15 protein-coding genes, 5 tRNA genes and 2 rRNA genes (1 of these 22 only partly in view) are annotated in these 21,321 nt (G+C 60.1%); 9 read left to right on the forward strand and 13 right to left on the reverse strand.

Translation table 11 applies throughout. The features are described from left to right. The 5 genes from ACEVBK_RS15405 to gltX all read right to left on the reverse strand — a co-directional run bounded on the left by ACEVBK_RS15405 (position 1) and on the right by gltX (position 2,079). Positions 1–76 (reverse strand) — tRNA-Ala (locus tag ACEVBK_RS15405). A gap of 21 nt (positions 77–97) precedes the next feature. Then, positions 98–173: transfer RNA gene (locus tag ACEVBK_RS15410), tRNA-Ala, on the reverse strand. Between the two features lie 115 nt (positions 174–288). Beyond that, positions 289–364: transfer RNA gene (locus ACEVBK_RS15415), tRNA-Ala, on the reverse strand. Positions 365–385: 21 nt separating this feature from the next. Then, a tRNA-Ala gene (locus ACEVBK_RS15420) sits at positions 386–461 on the reverse strand. A gap of 205 nt (positions 462–666) precedes the next feature. Further along, entirely contained in the window at positions 667–2,079 is a 1,413-nt protein-coding gene (gene gltX, locus ACEVBK_RS15425) for a glutamate--tRNA ligase (protein WP_375055796.1), read from the reverse strand. Positions 2,080–2,291: 212 nt separating this feature from the next. Here gltX and ACEVBK_RS15430 point away from each other — a divergent pair, with 212 nt between their 5' ends. Further along, positions 2,292–2,840, forward strand: a complete 549-nt coding sequence (locus ACEVBK_RS15430) for a LysM-like peptidoglycan-binding domain-containing protein (protein WP_375055797.1) — start codon at positions 2,292–2,294, stop codon at positions 2,838–2,840. A 52-nt stretch (positions 2,841–2,892) separates the two neighbouring features. On the opposite strand, the gene ligA is transcribed toward ACEVBK_RS15430, so the two are convergent. Beyond that, positions 2,893–4,935, reverse strand: coding sequence for an NAD-dependent DNA ligase LigA (gene ligA, locus ACEVBK_RS15435; RefSeq protein ID WP_375055798.1), 2,043 nt, complete (start codon positions 4,933–4,935; stop codon positions 2,893–2,895). Between the two features lie 60 nt (positions 4,936–4,995). Next, positions 4,996–5,973 carry a cell division protein ZipA gene (gene zipA, locus ACEVBK_RS15440; RefSeq protein WP_375055799.1) on the reverse strand — a complete coding sequence of 326 codons (978 nt, stop codon included), beginning with the start codon at positions 5,971–5,973 and terminating at the stop codon, positions 4,996–4,998. A 364-nt stretch (positions 5,974–6,337) separates the two neighbouring features. Here zipA and cysZ point away from each other — a divergent pair, with 364 nt between their 5' ends. Then, the gene (gene cysZ / locus ACEVBK_RS15445) at positions 6,338–7,099 is read left to right on the forward strand and encodes a sulfate transporter CysZ (RefSeq protein ID WP_375055800.1); all 762 of its coding nucleotides are present in this window, start codon (positions 6,338–6,340) and stop codon (positions 7,097–7,099) included. Here cysZ and ACEVBK_RS15450 read toward each other — a convergent pair. Beyond that, entirely contained in the window at positions 7,063–7,611 is a 549-nt protein-coding gene (locus ACEVBK_RS15450) for a DUF882 domain-containing protein (protein ID WP_375055801.1), read from the reverse strand. The genes cysZ and ACEVBK_RS15450 overlap by 37 nt on opposite strands. A 205-nt stretch (positions 7,612–7,816) precedes the next feature. Then, positions 7,817–9,214, reverse strand: coding sequence for a murein L,D-transpeptidase (locus tag ACEVBK_RS15455; RefSeq protein ID WP_375055802.1), 1,398 nt, complete (start codon positions 9,212–9,214; stop codon positions 7,817–7,819). Positions 9,215–9,582: 368 nt separating this feature from the next. Between ACEVBK_RS15455 and cysK the strand changes: the two genes are divergently transcribed. From cysK to dsdA, 6 genes are all read left to right on the forward strand, one after another. Then, complete coding sequence (cysK, locus tag ACEVBK_RS15460) at positions 9,583–10,551, forward strand: cysteine synthase A (protein WP_375055803.1); 969 nt, start codon at positions 9,583–9,585, stop codon at positions 10,549–10,551. 247 nt (positions 10,552–10,798) lie between these two features. Further along, positions 10,799–11,308, forward strand: a complete 510-nt coding sequence (crr, locus tag ACEVBK_RS15465; RefSeq protein ID WP_375055804.1) for a PTS glucose transporter subunit IIA — start codon at positions 10,799–10,801, stop codon at positions 11,306–11,308. A 68-nt stretch (positions 11,309–11,376) separates the two neighbouring features. Next, positions 11,377–11,658 carry an HlyU family transcriptional regulator gene (locus ACEVBK_RS15470; protein ID WP_375055805.1) on the forward strand — a complete coding sequence of 94 codons (282 nt, stop codon included), beginning with the start codon at positions 11,377–11,379 and terminating at the stop codon, positions 11,656–11,658. Then, positions 11,651–13,693, forward strand: a complete 2,043-nt coding sequence (locus ACEVBK_RS15475; RefSeq protein WP_375055806.1) for a tRNA(Met) cytidine acetyltransferase TmcA — start codon at positions 11,651–11,653, stop codon at positions 13,691–13,693. The genes ACEVBK_RS15470 and ACEVBK_RS15475 overlap by 8 nt, the downstream gene beginning before the upstream one ends. Positions 13,694–13,767: 74 nt before the next feature. Then, a complete protein-coding gene (locus ACEVBK_RS15480) occupies positions 13,768–15,099 on the forward strand; it encodes an alanine/glycine:cation symporter family protein (protein ID WP_375055807.1) in 1,332 nt (443 codons plus the stop codon). A gap of 78 nt (positions 15,100–15,177) precedes the next feature. Continuing rightward, positions 15,178–16,548 (forward strand): D-serine ammonia-lyase, encoded by a 1,371-nt coding sequence (dsdA, locus tag ACEVBK_RS15485; protein ID WP_375055808.1) that lies wholly within the window; start codon positions 15,178–15,180, stop codon positions 16,546–16,548. Between the two features lie 149 nt (positions 16,549–16,697). On the opposite strand, the gene ACEVBK_RS15490 is transcribed toward dsdA, so the two are convergent. Next, a complete protein-coding gene (locus tag ACEVBK_RS15490; RefSeq protein WP_375058587.1) occupies positions 16,698–17,261 on the reverse strand; it encodes a hypothetical protein in 564 nt (187 codons plus the stop codon). Positions 17,262–17,518: 257 nt separating this feature from the next. Here ACEVBK_RS15490 and ACEVBK_RS15495 point away from each other — a divergent pair, with 257 nt between their 5' ends. Continuing rightward, positions 17,519–19,780 carry an Orn/Lys/Arg decarboxylase N-terminal domain-containing protein gene (locus tag ACEVBK_RS15495; protein WP_375055810.1) on the forward strand — a complete coding sequence of 754 codons (2,262 nt, stop codon included), beginning with the start codon at positions 17,519–17,521 and terminating at the stop codon, positions 19,778–19,780. A 170-nt stretch (positions 19,781–19,950) separates the two neighbouring features. On the opposite strand, the gene ACEVBK_RS15500 is transcribed toward ACEVBK_RS15495, so the two are convergent. The 3 genes from ACEVBK_RS15500 to ACEVBK_RS15510 form a co-directional block, all read right to left on the reverse strand. After that, a tRNA-Asp gene (locus tag ACEVBK_RS15500) sits at positions 19,951–20,027 on the reverse strand. Positions 20,028–20,060: 33 nt separating this feature from the next. After that, positions 20,061–20,175: ribosomal RNA gene (gene rrf, locus ACEVBK_RS15505) — 5S ribosomal RNA — on the reverse strand. Positions 20,176–20,298: 123 nt separating this feature from the next. Further along, positions 20,299–21,321 (reverse strand): 23S ribosomal RNA (locus ACEVBK_RS15510) (it continues 1,867 nt past the right edge of the window).

Below are 21,321 nucleotides of genomic sequence, written 5' to 3' on the forward strand. Positions count from 1 at the left end.
TGGTGGAGCTAGGCGGGATCGAACCGCCGACCTCTTGCATGCCATGCAAGCGCTCTCCCAGCTGAGCTATAGCCCCGAATTCGGGTTCAGATTGTTTTGGTGGAGCTAGGCGGGATCGAACCGCCGACCTCTTGCATGCCATGCAAGCGCTCTCCCAGCTGAGCTATAGCCCCAAAACAATGCTGTTTTACTGGTGTTTTCCCTGCCGCCTGGCGGAGCTAGGCGGAATCGAGCGGGGCAACCTTTGTCGCCGACCTCATTGATTCCACTGTAACCACCGACCAAATTTGGTGGAGCTAGGCGGGATCGAACCGCCGACCTCTTGCATGCCATGCAAGCGCTCTCCCAGCTGAGCTATAGCCCCATTTGGCAGGAATGACTTAAGTGGTGGAGCTAGGCGGGATCGAACCGCCGACCTCTTGCATGCCATGCAAGCGCTCTCCCAGCTGAGCTATAGCCCCGCTTAAGTCTCTCGGGGACCTTGTCCCTGCGAGCGAGGCGCATAATAGGCAGGGGGCACTTTAGTGTCAACAACAAAATAAAAAAAGCCATTCAACCAGTTACTTTTTAAGCGATGATGGCTGGAAGCATAATAAAAAACGGCGCCATCTCATGCGGCGCCGTCTTTATTTCTTCCAGCTTCAAGCTTATCACTTAAGGCGGTGGTTACCCCTGGGCCCGTGCGGCGATATAGGCCAGGGCCATGTCGATGCGTGCCAGCACCTTTTCCTTGCCGAGCAGCGCCATGACGCCGTCGATGGCCGGCGACTGACCCACGCCGGTAACCGCCACCCGCAGGGGCATGCCCACCTTGCCCATGCCCAGTTCCAGCTCGGCGGCGGTGGCGTTGATCGCCTCGTGGATGGTGCCGGCCTGCCAGTCGGCCAGCTCAGCCAGCCTGGTGCGGGCCAGGGCCAGGGGCTCGGCCGCCACCGGACGCAGGTGCTTCTTGGCCGCACCTTCCTCGAAGGCGGAGAAATCCTCGTACAGGTAACGGCTCTGGGCCGCCAGCTCCTTCAGGGTCTGACAGCGTTCGGCGTACAGGCTCACCACCTCGGCCAGGGCCGGCCCCTGGCCGAAATCGATCTCCTGATCGCGCATATGCCATTCCAGATGCCCCGCTACCTCCTCGGCCGGCAGGGTCTTGATATAATGCTGATTCAGCCACAGCAGCTTGTCGGTATTGAAGGCGGAGGCCGACTTGCTGATGGCGTCGAGGGAGAACAGGGAAACCATCTCCTCCAGGGAGAAAATTTCCTGATCGCCGTTGGACCAGCCCAGGCGCACCAGGTAGTTGAGCAGGGCCTGGGGCAGGTAGCCGTCGTCCCGGTACTGCATCACGCTGACGGCACCGTGGCGCTTGGACAGCTTGGCGCCGTCATCCCCCAGGATCATGGACACATGGGCGAACTCGGGCACGGGCGCGCCCAGGGCCTGGTAGATGTTGATCTGGCGCGGGGTGTTGTTGATATGGTCCTCGCCGCGTACTACATGGGTAATGGCCATATCCCAGTCGTCCACCACCACGCAGAAGTTGTAGGTAGGAGCACCGTCGGTGCGGCGGATGATGAGGTCGTCCATTTCCCGGTTGGCAATCTCGATATGGCCGCGCACATGGTCCTCGAACACCACGGCGCCCTCGGTCGGGTTCTTGAAACGGATCACATGGGGTGCGTCGGTGGGGTGGTCATGGGCGCCGTGACGGCAGGTGCCGTCGTAGCGGGGTTTTTCGCCGTTGGCCATCTGCTGCTCGCGCAAGGCTTCCAGCCGCTCCCTGGAACAGTAGCACCGGTAGGCCTTGTCCTCGGCCAGCAGCCGGTCGATCAGCTCGTTGTAACGATCAAAACGCCGGGTCTGGTAATAGGGACCCTCGTCCCAGCCCAGTCCCAGCCAGTCCATGCCCTCGAGAATAGCGTCAATGGCTTCCTGGGTGGAACGTTCCAGATCGGTATCTTCGATACGCAGGACAAACTCGCCCTGGTGATGGCGGGCGTAAAGCCAGGAATACAAAGCCGTGCGCGCGCCACCGACATGGAGAAAGCCGGTGGGGCTGGGAGCAAACCGCGTTTTAACTGTCATTCTTTCTGCCTTAGCTGGTGAAAGCCCAAATGAGCCTGAAACGATAAGAAGTGGCGACCATTTTAGCACCCGCCCGGGACGGGTTAAACGCTTTGTCGAGCCGCATACCCGGGAGGGGTCTCCTGACGGGAAAGACGGCGTGTAAAAAGGGCTGTATCCGGCTTGTCGGGCAACCGGCCCACAGATACACTTGTGGCCGCGAGGGCCTATACATGACCAGACGAAGACCAGTCACCAAACGTAATGCACCGGAGTCTTTCGGCGCCAGATTGAACCAGTTGACCCTGCCAGCCCGGCAAGGGATTGGCAGAGCCTTGTCGGCACTGCGCCAGCTACCCAAGGCACACCGCACCGGCCTGATGGTGCTGGTACCACTATGGCTGCTGTTGCTGATCTGGCAACCTGCGCCGCCGCCACCCCGGGAGCCGATGACCGGCACGCTCAGCCTCACCCTGGAGCCGTCCCTGACCCGCGAGATACCGGTGCCCGAGGGCGGCAGGCGCATCGACCACACCCTGGGCCAGGGAGATACCCTGGCGGCCCTGTTCCGCCAATGGCAGTTGCCAGGCCAGGATCTGATCGCCCTGGTGCGGGCCGAACCCTCCTACAAGCCGCTCAGCAACCTGCGCGCAGGCCAGGACATGACCCTGGTGATCAGCGCCGACGGCCGGCTGCACTACCTGGAGGTGCGGGACAAGGGCCTGATCCTGAACGCCTTTCGTCGCATGGGTCAGGACTTTACCGCCGTTACCACGCCTTGAAGTAAAGCAAGGGGGCTGATTTCAGCCCCCTGATGATGTCATCCGCGCCATATCACCGCTGCCAGCCATGCTCGGCCAGCAGCACCAACAGCGCCTCTTCATCCATCACCGGCACACCCAGTTCCTGGGCCTTGGCCAGCTTGGAACCTGCCGCCTCACCGGCCACCACCCAACTGGTCTTGGCCGATACCGAGCCAGCCACCTTGGCGCCCAGAGCTTGCAACGCCGCCTTGGCATCGTTGCGCGACAGCTGGCCGAGAGTACCGGTAAGCACGAAGGTCTGCCCCGCCAGGGGCTGGGCTGCCACCGGCACGGCCTCGATTACCGGCCAGTTCAGGCCGCAGCCGCCCTGCGCTCTTGGCGCCACCAGCGCCTGCACGACGTCCTGATTATGAGGCTGCCGGAAAAAATAGTAGATATGTTTGGCCACCACCTCGCCCACATCCGGCACCGCCAGCAGAGTTTCCACTTCGGCCTGCATCACCGCCTCCAGAGCCCGGAAGTGCTGTGCCAGGTTGCTGGCGGTGGCCTCCCCCACTTCACGGATACCCAGCGCGTACAGGAAGCGCGACAAGGTGGTGTGACGTGCCTTGTCCAGCGCCGCCAGCAGATTGGTCGCGGACTTCTCGCCCATCCGCTCCAGGCCGGCCAAAGTGGCATGGTCCAGGTGAAACAAGTCTGCCGGGGTCTTGACCTTTTCCTGATCCACCAGTTGCTCGACCAGTTTGGTGCCCAGTCCCTCGATATCCAATGCCTTGCGGGATGCGAAATGACGGATGGCTTCCTTGCGCTGGGCCGCACAAAACAGGCCGCCGGTACAGCGGGCCACCGCTTCGCCTTCGATTCGTTCGATTTCGGCACCGCAGACCGGACAATGGTCGGGAAAGGTAATGCTTTGCGCATCCCCCGGACGCCGTTCCAGCAGCACCCCCACCACCTGCGGGATCACATCCCCGGCTCGACGCACGATCACGGTGTCGCCTACCATCACCCCCAGGCGGGCTATCTCATCGGCGTTATGCAGGGTGGCGTTGGATACCACCACCCCGGCCACCGGCACCGGCTCCAGCTTGGCCACCGGGGTGATGGCACCGGTACGGCCGACCTGGAATTCCACCTTCAGCAGCCGGGTCAGTTCTTCCTGGGCCGGAAACTTGTGGGCGGTGGCCCAGCGCGGCGCCCGGGCCACAAACCCCAGCCGCTGCTGCAGGGCCAGTGCATCGACCTTGTATACCACACCGTCGATTTCATAAGGCAATGACTCCCGACGCGCCAGGATATCGTCATGGAAGGCCTGGCAACCGGCCTTGCCCTGCACCCGCTTGATCTCGGGACAGACCGGCAGCCCCCACTGTTTCAATTGCTGCAGGATGTCGAAGTGACGCTCCGCCAGCGCCTCGCCTTCCACCAAGCCGACCCCGTAGCAGTAAAAGGCCAGCGGCCGCTTGGCGGTAATACGGGAGTCGAGCTGCCGCAGGCTGCCGGCGGCGGCATTGCGCGGGTTGGCGAAAACCTTGCCGCCCTCGGCCCGCGCCGCCTGGTTCATGTTCTCGAAACCGGCCCTGGGCATGTAAACCTCGCCACGCACCTCGAGACGGGCCGGCCAGCCCTCGCCTTTCAGCTTCAGCGGCACGGCGCGAATGGTGCGCACATTTTCGGTAATGCCCTCGCCGGTGGTGCCGTCACCGCGGGTGGCGGCCTGCACCAGCCGTCCCTGCTCGTACACCAGGCTGACCGCCAGGCCGTCGAGCTTGGGCTCACAGCAAAAGTCGAGCGGGTCGGCCACACCCAGCCGGTCCATCACCCGCTTCTCGAAGGCCGCCAGCTCTTCGTCGCTAAACACGTTGTCGAGCGACAGCATCGGCAGGGCGTGACGCACCTCGGGAAAGGCGGATACCGGCACGCCGCCCACCTTCTGGCTGGGGGAGTCCGCGTCCATCAGTTCGGGATGGGCTTGCTCCAACGCCACCAGTTCCCGCATCAGCCTGTCGTACTCCGCGTCAGGCACCGTGGGGGCATCTTCCACATAGTACTGGTAGTTGTAGCTATCGAGTTGCTCGCGCAGGGCAAGGATTCGGGCTTTGGCATCACTCATGGCATATTCCGCTCAAACAAAAAGTGCGGCCCCTGGCCGCACTTTGACATCACAATAGGGTTATCGGGCCTGGCTGTCGTAATCTCTCAACTGTTCACGACAATGGGCCAGATAGTCCGGACTGAGCGGAGAGCGCTCGCCGTCGAACAGCAGTGCATCCAGCTCTTCCGCCAGGTTCTCGGCGGTTTGCACCATCAGGTTAAAGTGGTTCTTGGCCATACCGGGCTTGGGCAGTTGCATGAATATCGATACCCCCGGCGTGCTGAACTCGGTCATGGCACCGGGATTGAAGGTGCCCGGCTTGACCATGTTGATCAGGCTGAACAGTACCTCCCCCTGGCCGCCGGGAGTCTGGTGACGGTGGAAGATGTCCATGTCGCCAAAACAGAAGCCGGAGCCGGTCAGGGCCCGGATCAGGCTGTTACCGGCCAGCACCTGGTTGGGCCGAGCCATCAGGTTGATCACATATACATCCTGCCAGGTCTTGGGCACGTCCCGTCGAACGGGCGCCGGCTCGATCACGGAGTCGGCCGAAGGAACCGGCTCCGGTTCGACGACGGTTTCGACCTTGGGCTGTACGGGCGACGGCGCATCAAACAACGGGTCGATTTCTCCCTGCTGATACTGATGCTCACGTTGCTGCTGCTCAGTCTTGTCGTGCTCGGGACGGGCAGTCGTCACCGGTGGGGTTACCTGTTCGCGGTCAGCGGCAATATTGGCCGGTGGCAGGCCGAGGCTGGGCTCGTCCTCATCTTCGTCCTCGTTGATAGCAGAGAAACGCGGTGCGGCCTGCCAGTCATCCTCGTCTTCATCCTTGTGGCGAGAGGGCTCCCCCTTGCGTGAGCCAACCACCCTGACCTTGCCGATCCCATCGGGGTCAAAGCCGTCGCTTTCCGCCGGCTCGCTCATCACTTTGCCTAGCGGCTTTTCACGCATCGGTTTCTGGCGTCCTTTCTGACTGGTCCACAAGCCGTGGATCAGCAAAGCGGCAATGGCCACCGCGCCCAGGATGATCAAGATAATTCGCAAATCCTGCATTATCGCTTCTCTAAAATTTTTGCTTATGTTCAGCCATAGCGCCGACGCAAGCGAGAATCCAATTACTTGAGTCGGGATATTCCCAAAGACACCGACAAGGGTATGTTTACCATGCGGGTTTGACAAGGGTCATCTCCGTCCTTACCGGATAAAATACCCGTTTTTCACACTGTTATCCGCTGCTCAACAGGAAAATGGCCACCCGAGCCAGCACTATCCGGGCCAGGCGTCCAAAAATCGCCCAAGGCATGAGTAACTCGGGAGTACGACAGGGTGTTTCGCTTGCCGTTCCGCTTGCTCTTTCAAGGCTTGGCACACACCGGCGCGCTCTCTAGAATGGGGAAATTTTTCATCGGGAGCCGCTATGCCCACTGCTTACCATACCACCAGTGGCCCGGGTTACCTGCTAAAGGGATGGGCGCTGATGTGGGAGCGAGATCTCCGCTTGTTCGTCCTGATCCCCCTGGCGGTGAACCTGGTGCTGTTTGGTGGGGCTTTCTATGTTCTCTATATCCAGCTTGAGCAGCTGTTTGCCTGGCTGGAGCAAGCGATGCCAGACTACCTGCAATGGTTGAGTTACATACTCTGGCCCTTGGCGGTACTCACCATAGTGGTGCTGTTTTCGCTGACATTCACCAGTATTGCCAATATGCTGGCGGCGCCGTTCAATGGTCTGCTGGCCGAGCGGGTGGAGCAGAAACTGACCGGTGTTGCCCAGAACGACAGCGGCTGGCTCGGACTTATCCGGGACACGCCCCGCATGCTGGGGCGGGAGTGGCGCAAGCTGGCCTATTATGTGCCGAGGGCCATCGGTTGCCTGCTGCTATTCCTGGTGCCGGCCTTCGGCCAGACATTGGCACCGGTGATCTGGTTTGCCTTCAGCGCCTGGATGATGACCATCCAGTACTGTGACTATCCGTTCGATAACCACAAGATCGACTTTCGCCTGATGCGCCGGGCGCTGGCAGAAAAAAGGCAACTGACCTGGGGCTTTGGCGCCAGCGTCACCCTGTGCTCCAGCCTTCCCTTTGTCAACCTGCTGGTCATGCCACTGGCGGTGTGTGGTGCCACCGCCTTGTGGGTGGATCATTATCCCCAACTGCGTACCGGGCCGGTATCGAGATGAACAAAGTCGGATTTAGGGTAGTAGCCGACACCACCGACACCGAGCTGACGGGCGGCCTTGTTGACCTCGGCCAGGGACACCCCGGGCAGGCGCAGATCGACGGCCTGGCCCAGCATATGGTAGCTTTTTTTGGCCACCCCCTTGCCCTGCTGTCGCAGCATGGCATTGGTCTGAGGGGAGCGATACCCGGAGATAACCTGAATTTCACCTTGCCTGCCCAGCCGGTGCTGCAACAGGAACAGCTGATCGAACAGTTTGGGATCGATGGGAACGGCTTCGTTACGGCGGATATCGCGCATCACCCTGCTGAATGAGTCGAGCCCTTCCTCGAGATAACTCCCTTCTTCCCAGAAGCTGGCCGTCACCTTTTCGCCCGTATGCAGGTTGTGCAGACTCAGTTTGCGCACCGGAGCGGACAAACTGGCCTGTGCCGGGACCGGCAGCCACGAGGCAACCCCGAGCCCGCCCAACCCCAGCAAAAAACGGCGACGATCCATACCTGCTCCCAGCATACCACCTCCTTGAAAATCGCGGAGTGCGTCGCCGATGTCCAAAGGACAAACTCCATCCGGGCAACCGGCATTGCATTTGCCCACAGGGATACATCAGAAACCGGCCATCGCCGGCAACGGGAGTTGCTCAGGTCATCGGTTGTCGCACCGAGTTGAATCAGACCGAAACTACCCCATAACAGAGCAAAATATCAACAATCTTTGGTTATAAGAGCTGCCCGTTGCGGGAGAGCATCGGCTGCTGCTGCCCGCCGACGAAAGGAGAACGGAGGGAGCGATCGAACTGATATATGTCGTCCCGAAAACGGGGCAACCCGTCCTGCCCCAGCCAGCCGGGCCAGTACACCATGAATACCGGCAACGGCCGGGTAACCCTGAGCCAGCGGGTATGCTGGCTCGACTTCAGATCGGCCAGCCGCGCCGGGCTCCACTGTTCACTCAACAGCCAGAGCGCCAGTTGCTCGGCCTCCTCCACCCGCACGCAGCCCGAGCTCAGGGCCCGGCTGTCACGGCTGAACAGCCCCCGGGACGGGGTATCGTGCAGGTAGATAGCATCATTATTGGGCAGGTGGAATTTGTAGGCTCCCAACGCATTACGGCTGCCGGGTCGTTGCCGCAGGCGGTAAGGAAAACCGCCTTCCTCATACAGGCGTGCCTGCCATTCCTCCCTGGGCACCACACGCTCCCCGGTATCCAGTACCTCGAAGCCTTCCCGTTCGATGTAGCCGGGATCCTGGTACAGCCGGGGCAGTATGTCCTTGGTCAGGATGGATCGCGGTACATGCCAAGGGGGGTTGACCACCACATTGGTGATCTCGCTGGCCATGATCGGGGTTTTGCGGCTGTCTTTTCCCACTATGACATCGCTTTCCAGCACCATGGCCTGATCCTGGTAGAGCCGCAGCCGGTACTCGGGGATATTCACCAGCAAATAGGCCGTCGGCAGGGTATCACCAATCAGGGTACGCAGCATGCTGCGCATCAGCAATTGGGCTCGGGTCAGGGGCGAAACGTCCAGCCAGGAATAGGTACGGGGGCCAATCACCCCGTCTACCTGCAGGCCGTGGCGCAACTGAAACTGCCGCACTCCCTGCTCAAGCTGGCGGTCGTAGTAAGACGGATCGTTCTCGGCCTCCGTCGCTGGCAGGTCTCCCAGCAACTGCAAGCGTTCCCGTACCCGGGACACCGCCGTGGCCCGATCGCCGGGCCTGAGCGTGGTGGTCCTGATAGCCGGCCAGGGCTGTTCGGCCAGGCTTAGCAGCCGTACCAGCTGCTGTTGTAACTGATCATGATTCGCGTAGCCAGGTATTAGACGCTGTACCAGTTGATGACGACCGCCCTGTCGTGCCGCCTGTTGCAACGCCGCCTGGTCTTCCGCACTGAACACCAGGGCAGAGCGACGAACCTGCAGATGCTGACGTTCGACAAAGGAGAGCGAAGACCATTGTCGCCAGAAAGCGCTCAACCCCAATAACAAGCGGTCATCGGCCTGATCGGATGCGGTATCGCTCGACGTCGCCTGCTGCCACCACAGGGTCAGCTCCGGGTGTACATCCGCCAGCGCCAACTCCAGCCCCAGCCGGTGCAGTTGCAACCGAGCCACGGGTTCCTCCTGCCAGGACGCGGCAGCCCCCCCCATGCTCAGACACAATAACAACCACAGCCCAGCAACTGCACGGCACCTTTTCATCTTCCTTCCCTAACCCGTATCCAGAATCTACTATCTATTGGGCCCTGTTATAAGTGACCCGCTCCCATGCCAGAGGCATTCACCCCGCTAGAGCCTTGATAACAGAGTTGCCGCCAAAGCACCATAGCCGGAGGACCGATACGCTCAGGGATAAAGGAATATCATTTTATCATTTAATAACATATTGTTATAACAAATCGTCACTTCTCATTCCGCAAAGAATGGTTAAGCTGATGGTGTAAACATATTTTTGGTGACACGGAACCTTAGGGATAGCCACAATGAGCAAGATTTTTGAAGATAACTCGCTGACCATTGGTCGTACTCCTCTGGTAAAACTGAATCGGGTCAGCAAGGGCCGGGTTTTTGCCAAGGTAGAGAGCCGTAACCCCAGTTTCAGCGTCAAGTGCCGCATCGGCGCCAACATGATTTGGGATGCAGAAAAGCGCGGCGAGCTGATCCCCGGCAAAGAGCTGATTGAACCGACCAGCGGCAATACCGGTATTGCCCTGGCCTTTGTAGCGGCTTCCCGAGGTTACCCGATCACCCTGACCATGCCCAACACCATGAGCCTGGAGCGTCGCCAACTGCTGAAGGCTCTGGGGGCCAACCTGGTGCTGACCGAAGGGGCCAAGGGCATGAAGGGCGCCATTGAGAAAGCCATGGAGCTCAAAGAGTCGGCCCCGGACAAATTTGTACTGTTGCAACAGTTCAACAACCCGGCCAACCCGGAAATCCACGAGAAAACCACCGGTCCCGAGATCTGGGAAGACACGGATGGCGATATCGATGTCTTCGTGGCCGGCGTCGGCACCGGCGGTACCATCACCGGCGTATCCCGCTACATCAAACAAACCAAGGGCAAGGCCATCACCTCGGTTGCCGTTGAACCGGTAGAATCACCGGTGATCACCCAGGCCATGGCCGGTGAAGAGATCAAGCCGGGTCCCCATAAAATCCAGGGGATCGGTGCCGGCTTCATTCCGGGCAACCTGGATCTGTCCCTGGTAGATCGAGTTGAACGCGTAACCAGCGAAGACGCCATCGAGATGGCCCGTCGTCTGATGAAGGATGAAGGCATCCTGGCCGGGATCAGCTCCGGCGCCGCCGTGGTGGCCGCCAACCGCCTCGCCGAACTGCCCGAGTTTGCCGACAAGAACATCGTGGTGATCCTGCCCAGCTCCGGCGAACGTTATCTCAGCAGTGCCCTGTTCCAGGGCATCTTCAGCGAGCAAGAACTGCAGCAGTAACAACTTGGGCGCCATACGGCGCCCTTTTTGTTTCCCGTGATCGTGGAATTACCACAAAAACCCCTCCGTTTGACCCAGCGCATGGGCAGCAGCGACGACATCATTATCATGGGCATCACTGGCTCCTTTGCCTACACTAGTGACAGCCTTGTGCCCGACCAAACATTTTTGGACAAGTTTGCCTCTTTATCTTGGGAAAGTCCGTCTGTTATTATTACGCGTTAAATAACTCCAGGAGCTTAATACTATGGGTCTGTTCGATAAACTGAAAAGAATGGTATCTGACGATACTAACGACACCAGCGGTATCGAAATCTTTGCTCCCCTGTCCGGGGAAATCGTCGCCATCGAAGATGTGCCAGATGTGGTGTTTGCCGAGAAGATCGTCGGTGACGGTATCGCCATCAAGCCCAGCGGCAACAAAATGGTCGCGCCCTGCGACGGCACTATTGGTAAGATCTTTGAAACCAACCACGCTTTCTCCATCGAATCCGATTCCGGCCTGGAGCTGTTTGTCCACTTCGGCATCGACACCGTTGAGCTCAAGGGCGAAGGTTTTACCCGTATTGCCCAGGAAGGTCAGCAGGTGAAAAAAGGCGATACCGTGATCGAGTTCGACCTGGCCCTGCTGGAAGCCAAAGCCAAGTCCACCCTGACTCCCGTGGTCATTTCCAATATGGACGAAGTCAAAGAGCTCAGCAAGCTGAGTGGCGCCGTCACCCTGGCCCAGGACGTGGTGCTGCGTGTTAAAAAATAACACCGTTTTTCTGTCATAAGGCGCCACTAGGCGCCTTTTTTATCGGTATCAATCAAAGGGGAGCCACCATGTTCAGCTGGTTGAAAAAACTGGGCAAAGCAACCTCGACAACCACCGCCCCCCATTTTGAGCCCGTGTCCTACCAAGGGTTCGACATCTATCCCGAGCCCAAGGCGGAAAGCGGCCAGTACCGCTTGCAGGGCCGCATAGTGCAGCTCAAGGACGGTACCCAGCGGGGGTACCTGTTAATCCGCTCGGATGTGTTGCCGTCCGCCGAGCAGGCCGCCGAGCTGATGATCGCCAAAGCCAAGCGGGTAATCGACGAAAACGGTGAGCACCTGTTTGACTGACTGGCCCCTCTGGCGCCGGCGATTGCAGCAGATCGGTGAGCGTCGGCTGCTGATACTGAGCGGTAGCGAAGCCTGGGCCATGGCCCAGGCCGTCTTCCTGTGTGGAGAGAACCGGCTCTGGGTGGGGCAGGCTCCGCTCGGTCACGAGACCCAGGCCGCCGGCAAGATCCAGCGCTACCTGGGCCGGGAGTACGATACCCTGGTGTACAACGCCTACAGCGGCCTGCACCCGGATGCCTTCGGCGCCCTGCTGGGCACGGTCACCGCCGGCGGACTGGTACTGTTGCTATGTCCTCCCCTGGCCGACTGGCCCGGCTACGCAGATCCCGATCTGGCCCGCTACGTGGCCCTGCCCGAACAGGCCGCCGGGCTTGAAAGCCGCTTTATCCGCCGTTTCGTGTCTTTGTTGCGGCAGGATCCTCAGGTACTGCTGTGGCAGCAAGGCTCCCCTCCCCCCGCCTTGCCCGCCCTGCCCGATACCCCCTGGCTGCGCCGGCGCGACCGCCGCGGCTGCCTGAACCAGGAACAACGCCAGGCCCTGGCCAGGATACTGCGAGCCGCACGCCGCCGCCAGCCACTGGTGCTGACCGCCGATCGCGGCCGGGGCAAGTCCAGCCTGCTGGGACTGGCCGCCGCCCGCCTGCTGGATGCCGGTTACAGGGTCCTGCTGACCGCACCCAGCCCGGCCGCCGCGGCCCGCGCCCTGGAGCACAGCAGCCAACGCCTGCCGTTTATTGCGCCGGACGCCCTGCTGGCCCAGCACCCACCGACGGATCTGTTGCTGGTCGACGAAGCGGCGGCCATACCGGCTCCCATGCTGCTGAACCTGGCCCGGCGTTACTGCTGCATTTTTGCCAGTACCGAACACGGTTACGAAGGCACCGGCCTCGGCTTCCAGCTCAAATTCCAGCCGGCCCTGGCCCGGCTGGCTCCGAACTGGCAGAAATATCACCTTGACACCCCCGCCCGCTGGAGCCCGCGGGATCCGCTGGAACCACTGGTATTCAGGCTGCTGGCGCTGGATGCCGACCCGCCGGCACCACCGGTCGGGGGCGCGCTGAGCTTTCGTTATGTCTGCCGACAGCAGCTGGAAGACCACGACATCCTGTTGCAACAGGTATTCGGCCTGCTGACCCTCGCTCATTACCAGACCCGGCCGAGCGATCTGCGCCAATTGCTGGATGCTCCCGGGCTGGAACTGGCCCTGGCCTGCCGGGATCATACTCCGGTGGCTGCGGCCCTGCTGGTACGGGAAGGAAAGCTTGACCCTGCGCTCGGCCAGGCGGTCTGGTGCGGGCAACGCCGTCCCCGGGGCCACCTGCTGCCCCAATCCCTGGCCTTCCACGGTGGTTTCAAGACAGCGGGTGACTTTAGTTACCGGCGCATCATGCGCATCGTGGTGCACCCTCACTGCCAGCAGCAGGGGATCGGCTCACGGTTATTGAGCTGGCTCAAACAGCGGGGCGGGGCCGATTTTCTCGGTACTAGCTTCGGCGCCAGCCCTGAGTTGCTGCGCTTCTGGCAGCACAACGATTTTCGTGCGGTACGCGTCGGCCTCGTCGCCGATGCGGTCAGCGGCCTGCACGCCGCCATGATGCTGTGGCCATGCTCCCGTCCGGCGCATCGAACCTTACCCGCCTGGAGGGGACAGTTCAGTGCCAACCTGTCCTACTATCGTGAGGGGCTGCTGCAGGCGTTACCGGAAACCTGGTGGCAAAGCCTGCACTTGTGCCCCCCCTTGCCGATGCCGGCGCTGGATACGGCCATCGCCCGGGGTTTTGCTTTTGCCCACCGGGACCTGATGGCCGATCAGGCGGTGCTGGCCCGCTTTGCGCTCGCTGCCACCCCCTTTACCCCGCTCGACAGAAAACACCGTGCCCTGCTGCACGCTCTGCTCAGTCCCGGCGCCACGCCGGTGGCGGTGGCACCAGAGTACGGCCTGTCCGGCCAGAAAGCGGCGGTACGACAGCTGCGCACCATCATCCAGCATTTTTTCCCCTGCCCCCATCCCCCATCCCCCATCCTGGATTGTTAATATCGGGTAAACGGCGCTAGGCTATACAAGAAAGTCTTGTCTATTCAATTACCTTCTTTCAAGGAGCCTGACAGATGGAACTGATCACCGAGTTACTGTCCTCGATTAACAGCGTGGTATGGGGGGTACCCATGCTGGTGGGGATCCTGGGCATCGGCCTGTATCTGCAATTCGGGCTCGGCTTTATGCCTATTCGTAAACTGGGTACAGGTTTTCGATTGCTGTTTACCAAAACCGAACGCGGCAGCGGTGAAATATCGCCTTTCAATGCCCTGATGACGGCCCTTTCCGCCACCATAGGCACGGGGAATATCGCGGGGGTCGCCACCGCCATCTTCTTCGGTGGGCCCGGCGCCTTGTTCTGGATGTGGATGACGGCCCTGGTGGGCATGGCCACCAAATACTCGGAGGCGGTCTGCGCGGTCAATTTCCGGGAAACCGATAAGCTGGGCAACCATGTCGGTGGTCCCATGTACTACATCAAGAATGGCCTAGGGCCCAAGTGGGCATGGTTGGGTGTGGCCTTCGCCGTCTTCGGCGGCATCGCCGGCTTCGGCATCGGCAATACGGTGCAGGCCAACTCGGTAGCCGATGCGCTGCAAGCTTCCTTCGGCATCACTACCCTCACCACCGGAGTGGTATTGATGGTACTGGTCGGGGCCGTGCTGATCGGCGGCATTCGCTGGATTTCCGAAGTTGCCGGCAAGCTGGTCCCCTTGATGACGGTGTCTTACTTTACCGCCGGGATGGTGGTGCTGGCCTTGAATATCGCCGCCATTCCCGCCGCCTTTGGCTTGATCATCGAGCACGCCTTCAGCCCGATCGCCGCCCAGGGCGGTTTTGCCGGTGCCGCGGTGTGGGCAGCCATCCGCTTCGGGGTGGCCCGGGGGGTGTTTTCTAATGAGGCTGGTCTGGGCAGTGCCCCCATCGCCCATGCCGCAGCCAAGACCGACAGTCCGGTGCGTCAGGGACTGATCGCCATGCTCGGAACCTTTATCGATACCATTGTCGTCTGTTCCATCACCGGCCTGGCCATTATTGTCACCGGCAGTTGGACCAGCGGTGAAGCGGGTGCCTCTCTCACCACCCTGGCCTTTTCCACCGCCATCCCCGGCGGTCAATATATCGTCGCGATCGCCCTGGCCGTTTTTGCCTTCACCACCATCCTCGGCTGGAGCTTCTATGGTGAAAAATGCATGCAGTACCTGTTCGGCATCAAGGCCATTGTTCCCTTCCGTATCGCCTGGATACTGGCGTTACCCGTTGGCGCCACCCAATCGCTGGAATTTATCTGGCTGCTGGCCGACACGCTCAACGCCATGATGGCCATTCCCAACCTGATCGCCCTGGCCTTGCTGAGTCCGGTGGTATTCCGGCTGACCAAGAGTTACTTTGCCAAGTCATGAGATGCCGGTATTGTGTCCTACAGCCATGCCGGCTCCGGCTGATATACTGGCCTCAGCTAATCATCAGGACCAGACGATATGCATTCATATCCCAGCTATTCCGCTCACGCCATCGCCGAGCTTCGTAAACACCATCCCCTGCTCGACCCCTTGATGGCGATGCAGCCGCTCAGCTGGTTCAATCCCGAGCGGGCACCGGTGGAGCAGGCATTGCCAGCCATCGGCCTGACCGCCGGCGACGTGGCCGATGCCAGCCGACGGCTGGCGCGTTTCTCCCGCTATTTCTGTGCCGCTTTTCCCGCCACCCGGGAGCAGTTGGGCATCATCGAATCCCCCTTGCTCCCCATCCCCGCCATGCAGCAGGCCTTGGGCGAGCACTACGGCCAACCGCTTACCGGCAGCCTGTTGCTGAAAATGGACAGCCACCTGCCCATTTCCGGCTCCATCAAGGCCCGGGGTGGCATCTATGAAGTGCTGCAGCATGCAGAAAAACTGGCGCTCAAGGCCGGCCTGCTGCACCTGGAAGACGACTATGCCAGGCTGCACAGCGAGGCCTTCCGCCAGTTTTTCGGTCGTCATTCCATCGCCGTCGGCTCCACCGGCAACCTGGGTCTGTCCATCGGCATCATCAGCGCACGGCTGGGCTTCAGGGTCAGCGTACACATGTCGGCCGATGCCCGTCAGTGGAAGAAGGATTTGCTGCGAAGCCAGGGCATCACGGTGGTTGAGTACGACAGTGACTACTCGGTGGCGGTAGCGCAAGGGCGTATCGAAGCGGAAAAGGATCCGCTTTGCCACTTCGTGGATGATGAAAATTCGGTACAACTGTTCCTCGGCTACGCTGTGGCCGGAGAGCGACTAAAGGCCCAGTTGGAGCAGCAACAGATCAAGGTGGACAAGGAACACCCGCTGTTCGTGTACCTGCCCTGCGGCGTAGGCGGCGGCCCCGGCGGGGTGGCATTCGGCCTGAAGCTGGCCTTCGGCGATGCCGTACACTGTATCTTCGCCGAACCCACTCACTCGCCCTGCATGCTGCTGGGAGTCTACACCGGGCTGCATGATCATATCTCGGTACAGGATCTGGGTATCGACAACCTCACCGCGGCCGACGGCCTGGCGGTCGGTCGCCCGTCAGGCTTTGTGGGACGGACCATGGCACCCATGCTAGACGGCTTCTATACCCTGAGCGATCAAGAGATGCTGTGCTTGCTGGGCCTGCTGGCCGGTACGGAAGGCATCCGTCTCGAGCCTTCGGCCCTGGCAGGCATGCCCGGGCCGCTACGGGTGCTGACCGAAACCGAAGGCTACCGTCAGCGACTGAGGCTGACCCCGGCGCGCCTGGCCCGCGCCCACCATCTGGTCTGGGCTACCGGTGGCGGTATGGTGCCGGAGCAGGAAATGGAGCAGTATCTGGCCCAAGCCGCTTCAGCCAAACCAGCCACGGTCTGAATAGCTGTTCCGAATGGTAGACCGATCAAGACAGCGGGCGGTGTACCGCTAAGCAGACCCGCCGCGCCAGGGATGGCGCGACGGAGCCCCGAGGGATGGGTTCACGGCGTCTCTGCGTACAATGCCTGGTCGATGCAACACCATTAGGATCAGTTATTTAGACTGTCCTTGCACTGCCAGTACTGCTCGGCATAACGCCGGGCGCGGGCCTCGACCCTGTGCGAGGTTTTCAGCAGCCAGCCCTTACGCTGGTGGCTGCCGCGCCGGTATCCCCCCCACCCCTCGTGGTAGTTGAGGTACTGGCCGTAGGCATCCCACTTGGAAATACCGTTGATGGTGCTGGTTTTATTCATGTACCAGCCCATGAAATCGAGGGCGTCGTCGAAATTGGTACGACTGGCCCAGCGGCTGCCGGCCTCCCGCTGGTAGTCGGCCCAGGTCGCTTTCTTGGCCTGGGCATAGCCGTAGGCATCGGAAGCCCGGCCGTAGGGGATAAACAGGAAATAGCGCATCGGCGGCCGGGCATCGTGGCGAAAGGAGCTCTCTTGGTACATCATCGCCATGGTGACATGCACCGGCGCGCCCCACTTCTCGCGCGCCTTGTTGGCGGACTTGTGCCAGCCCTTGTGCTGCTCGAAGATAGCGCAGATATTTTCAGGGTTGCGCGGCGGCGGAGTAGCGCAGCCCACCAATAGTGTCGCCGCCAACAGCATCAGCCACTTGCCGTTATCTTGCCATCTCACCTTCATCTGCCCGCGATAAACTGTTCTGTATGAGAACCATAGTGCCTGTTCCCGCAGGCGAATACCAGCCCACTGGCCTCCGCCGTTTTCAGCGAGAGTCAATTAAATTTTTAATCACAAGAGGTGCATAACTATCTTTTGTCACCCGACAGCATAGGGATTAGAATTGGTAGCGGCCAAGCAGCCGCACCGCCACCACATTCAGACGCTCAATCAAAGGAAACCTGATGCGCTTTTACTTTCCTATCGTCATCATCGATGAAGACTTCCGTTCCGAGAACACCAGTGGCTCGGGCATCCGCGAGCTGGCTTCCGCCATCGAGAAGGCCGGCATGGATGTGGTGGGCTATACCAGTTATGGCGACCTGACCTCCTTCGCCCAACAACAGAGCCGGGCTGCCGGTTTTGTATTGTCCATCGACGATGAAGAGCTTGGCGGCAGCCGGGAAGAAGCCCATTCGGTGCTGGAGCAACTGCGCCGGTTCGTGGAACAAATCCGCCACCGCAACCCGGACATTCCCATTTATCTTTATGGCGAAACCCGCACCGCCCGGCACATTCCCAACGCTATACTGCGCGAGCTACATGGCTTTATCCACATGCACGAAGACACTCCCGACTTCGTGGCCCGGCACATTATCCGCGAAGCCAAAAGCTATCTGGACTCCCTGGCGCCCCCTTTTTTCCGTGCCCTGACCCATTACGCCCAGGACGGCTCCTACTCCTGGCACTGCCCCGGCCACTCCGGCGGCGTCGCCTTCCTGAAATCACCGGTGGGTCGGATGTTCCACCAGTTCTTCGGTGAGAACATGCTGCGCGCCGATGTCTGCAACTCGGTGGACGAGCTGGGCCAGCTACTCGACCACACCGGCCCGGTGGCCGCATCCGAACGTAACGCCGCCCGTATCTTCAACGCCGATCACCTGTTCTTCGTCACCAACGGCACTTCCACCTCCAACAAGATAGTGTGGAACTCCACCGTGGCTCCCGGGGATATCGTGGTGGTCGACCGAAACTGCCATAAATCCATACTGCATGCCATCATGATGACCGGAGCAGTACCGGTGTTCCTGATGCCGACCCGCAACCACTACGGCATTATCGGCCCCATTCCCCGCAGCGAGTTCGAGCCGGAGCGTATCCGCGAAAAAATGCAGGCCAACCCCTTCTGCCGTGAGATCCTGGCCAAGAACCCGGACGTCAAACCCCGGGTGCTGACCATCACCCAGTCCACCTATGACGGCATCCTCTATAACGTGGAGGAAATCAAGAACCTGCTCGATGGGGAAATTGAAACCCTGCATTTCGACGAAGCCTGGTTACCCCATGCCGCCTTCCATGACTTCTACGGCGACTATCATGCCATCGGTGAAGGTCGGCCGCGTTGCAATGATTCCATGGTATTCGCCACCCAGTCCACCCACAAGCTGCTGGCCGGTTTGTCCCAGGCATCCCAGATCCTGGTGCAAGACGGCGAACACAAGCGGCTCGACCGCCATGTGTTCAACGAAGCCTATCTGATGCATACCTCCACCAGCCCGCAGTACGCCATTATCGCCTCCTGCGACGTGGCTGCGGCCATGATGGAGGAGCCGGGAGGAACAGCCCTGGTGGAAGAATCCCTGGCGGAAGCCCTGGAGTTTCGCCGTGCCATGCGCAAGGTGGATGACGAGTACGGTGATGAATGGTGGTTCACCGTCTGGGGACCGGACGATCTCACCGATGACGGACTGGACGAACGGGATGCCTGGATGCTCCGCTCCGATGCGGGTTGGCATGGTTTTGGCGATATCGAACCCGGCTTCAACCTGCTCGACCCCATCAAGGCCACCATTCTTACCCCCGGTCTGAACATGAAGGGGGATTTTGCCGCCAGCGGTATTCCGGCGGTAGTAGTGACCAAGTATCTGGCCGAGCACGGTATCGTCATCGAAAAAACCGGGCTCTACTCCTTCTTTATCATGTTCACCATCGGTATTACCAAGGGCCGCTGGAACACCATGGTGACCGAGCTGCAGCAGTTCAAGGACGATTACGACAACAATGTGCCACTGTGGAAGATACTGCCGGAGTTCGTGCAGAGCCATCCCCACTACGAGCGGGTAGGCTTGCGCGATCTTTGCGATCAAATACACCAGATCTACAAGGAAAACGACGTGGCCAAACTAACCACCGAAATGTACCTGTCGGATCTGGTACCGGCCATGAAGCCGGCGGATGCCTTTGCCAAGATGGCCCACAAGGAAATCGAACGGGTGCCGCTGGATGAACTGACCGGCCGCACCACCGCGGTGATGGTCGCGCCCTACCCGCCGGGTATTCCACTGCTTATCCCGGGGGAGGTATTCAACGACATCATCGTCAACTACCTCAAGTTCGCCCGGGAATTCAACCAAGGCTTCCCCGGCTTTGAAACCTATATCCACGGCCTGGTGGCCGAGGATCACCAGGGCGAAACCCGCTATTTCGTGGACTGCGTGGCCAAGTAACCCCCTCGCCGCTCTCCAGCCGGGGAGCGGCGTTGGTGCTTCGCCATCAAATGCTGAAAGCCACCTTCGGGTGGTTTTTTTGCTTTCGTTATCTTTATAAGGGACCGTCCTGAGGTCCGGCGTAGCCAATACGAAAAAGCCCTGACCAATCGGTCAGGGCTTTGATGTAATGGCGGAGCGGACGGGGCTCGAACCCGCGACCCCCGGCGTGACAGGCCGGTATTCTAACCAACTGAACTACCGCTCCGCATAAGCGTCTTAGTCAGCAACTAATTTGGGTGCCTGGCAGTGACCTACTTTCACATGGCAGCTGCCACACTATCATCGGCGCGGGTGCGTTTCACTTCTGAGTTCGGCATGGAGTCAGGTGGGACCACAACGCTATCGCCGCCAGGCATAAACTTTAATCCGGAAAAGCTCACCGCCAGGCATGGCGGCAATGCAGAAAATGCAGGAGCAATTCTCTGCCTGATGAATTCGTTCTCGACCTGCAAGGCCTCACACTTCTTGGGTGTTGTATGGTTAAGCCGCACGGGTCATTAGTACAGGTTAGCTCAACACGTCACCGCGCTTACACACCCTGCCTATCTACGTCTTAGTCTCAAACGGCCCTTTAGGAGGTTCTAGACCTCTGGGATGACTCATCTCGGGGCTCGCTTCCCGCTTAGATGCTTTCAGCGGTTATCGATTCCGAACTTAGCTACCGGGCAGTGCCATTGGCATGACAACCCGAACACCAGCGGTTCGTTCACTCCGGTCCTCTCGTACTAGGAGCAACCCCCCTCAATCATCCAACGCCCACGGCAGATAGGGACCGAACTGTCTCACGACGTTCTGAACCCAGCTCGCGTACCACTTTAAATGGCGAACAGCCATACCCTTGGGACCGACTTCAGCCCCAGGATGTGATGAGCCGACATCGAGGTGCCAAACACCGCCGTCGATATGAACTCTTGGGCGGTATCAGCCTGTTATCCCCGGAGTACCTTTTATCCGTTGAGCGATGGCCCTTCCATTCAGAACCACCGGATCACTATGACCTGCTTTCGCACCTGCTCGACCTGTCCGTCTCGCAGTTAAGCTGGCTTATGCCATTGCACTAACCGTACGATGTCCGACCGTACTTAGCCAACCTTCGTGCTCCTCCGTTACTCTTTGGGAGGAGACCGCCCCAGTCAAACTACCCACCAGGCACTGTCCGCACCCCCGATAAGGGGGCAACGTTAGAACATCAAACATACAAGGGTGGTATTTCAAGGTCGGCTCCACGGCAACTGGCGTCACCGCTTCACAGCCTCCCACCTATCCTACACATGTAGGGTCAATGTTCAGTGCCAAGCTGTAGTAAAGGTTCACGGGGTCTTTCCGTCTAGCCGCGGGTACACCGCATCTTCACGGCGAATTCAATTTCACTGAGTCTCGGGTGGAGACAGCGTGGCCATGGTTACACCATTCGTGCAGGTCGGAACTTACCCGACAAGGAATTTCGCTACCTTAGGACCGTTATAGTTACGGCCGCCGTTTACCGGGGCTTCGATCAA

This window comes from Zobellella sp. DQSA1, from assembly GCF_041950555.1.
GTDB lineage: Bacteria > Pseudomonadota > Gammaproteobacteria > Enterobacterales > Aeromonadaceae > Oceanimonas.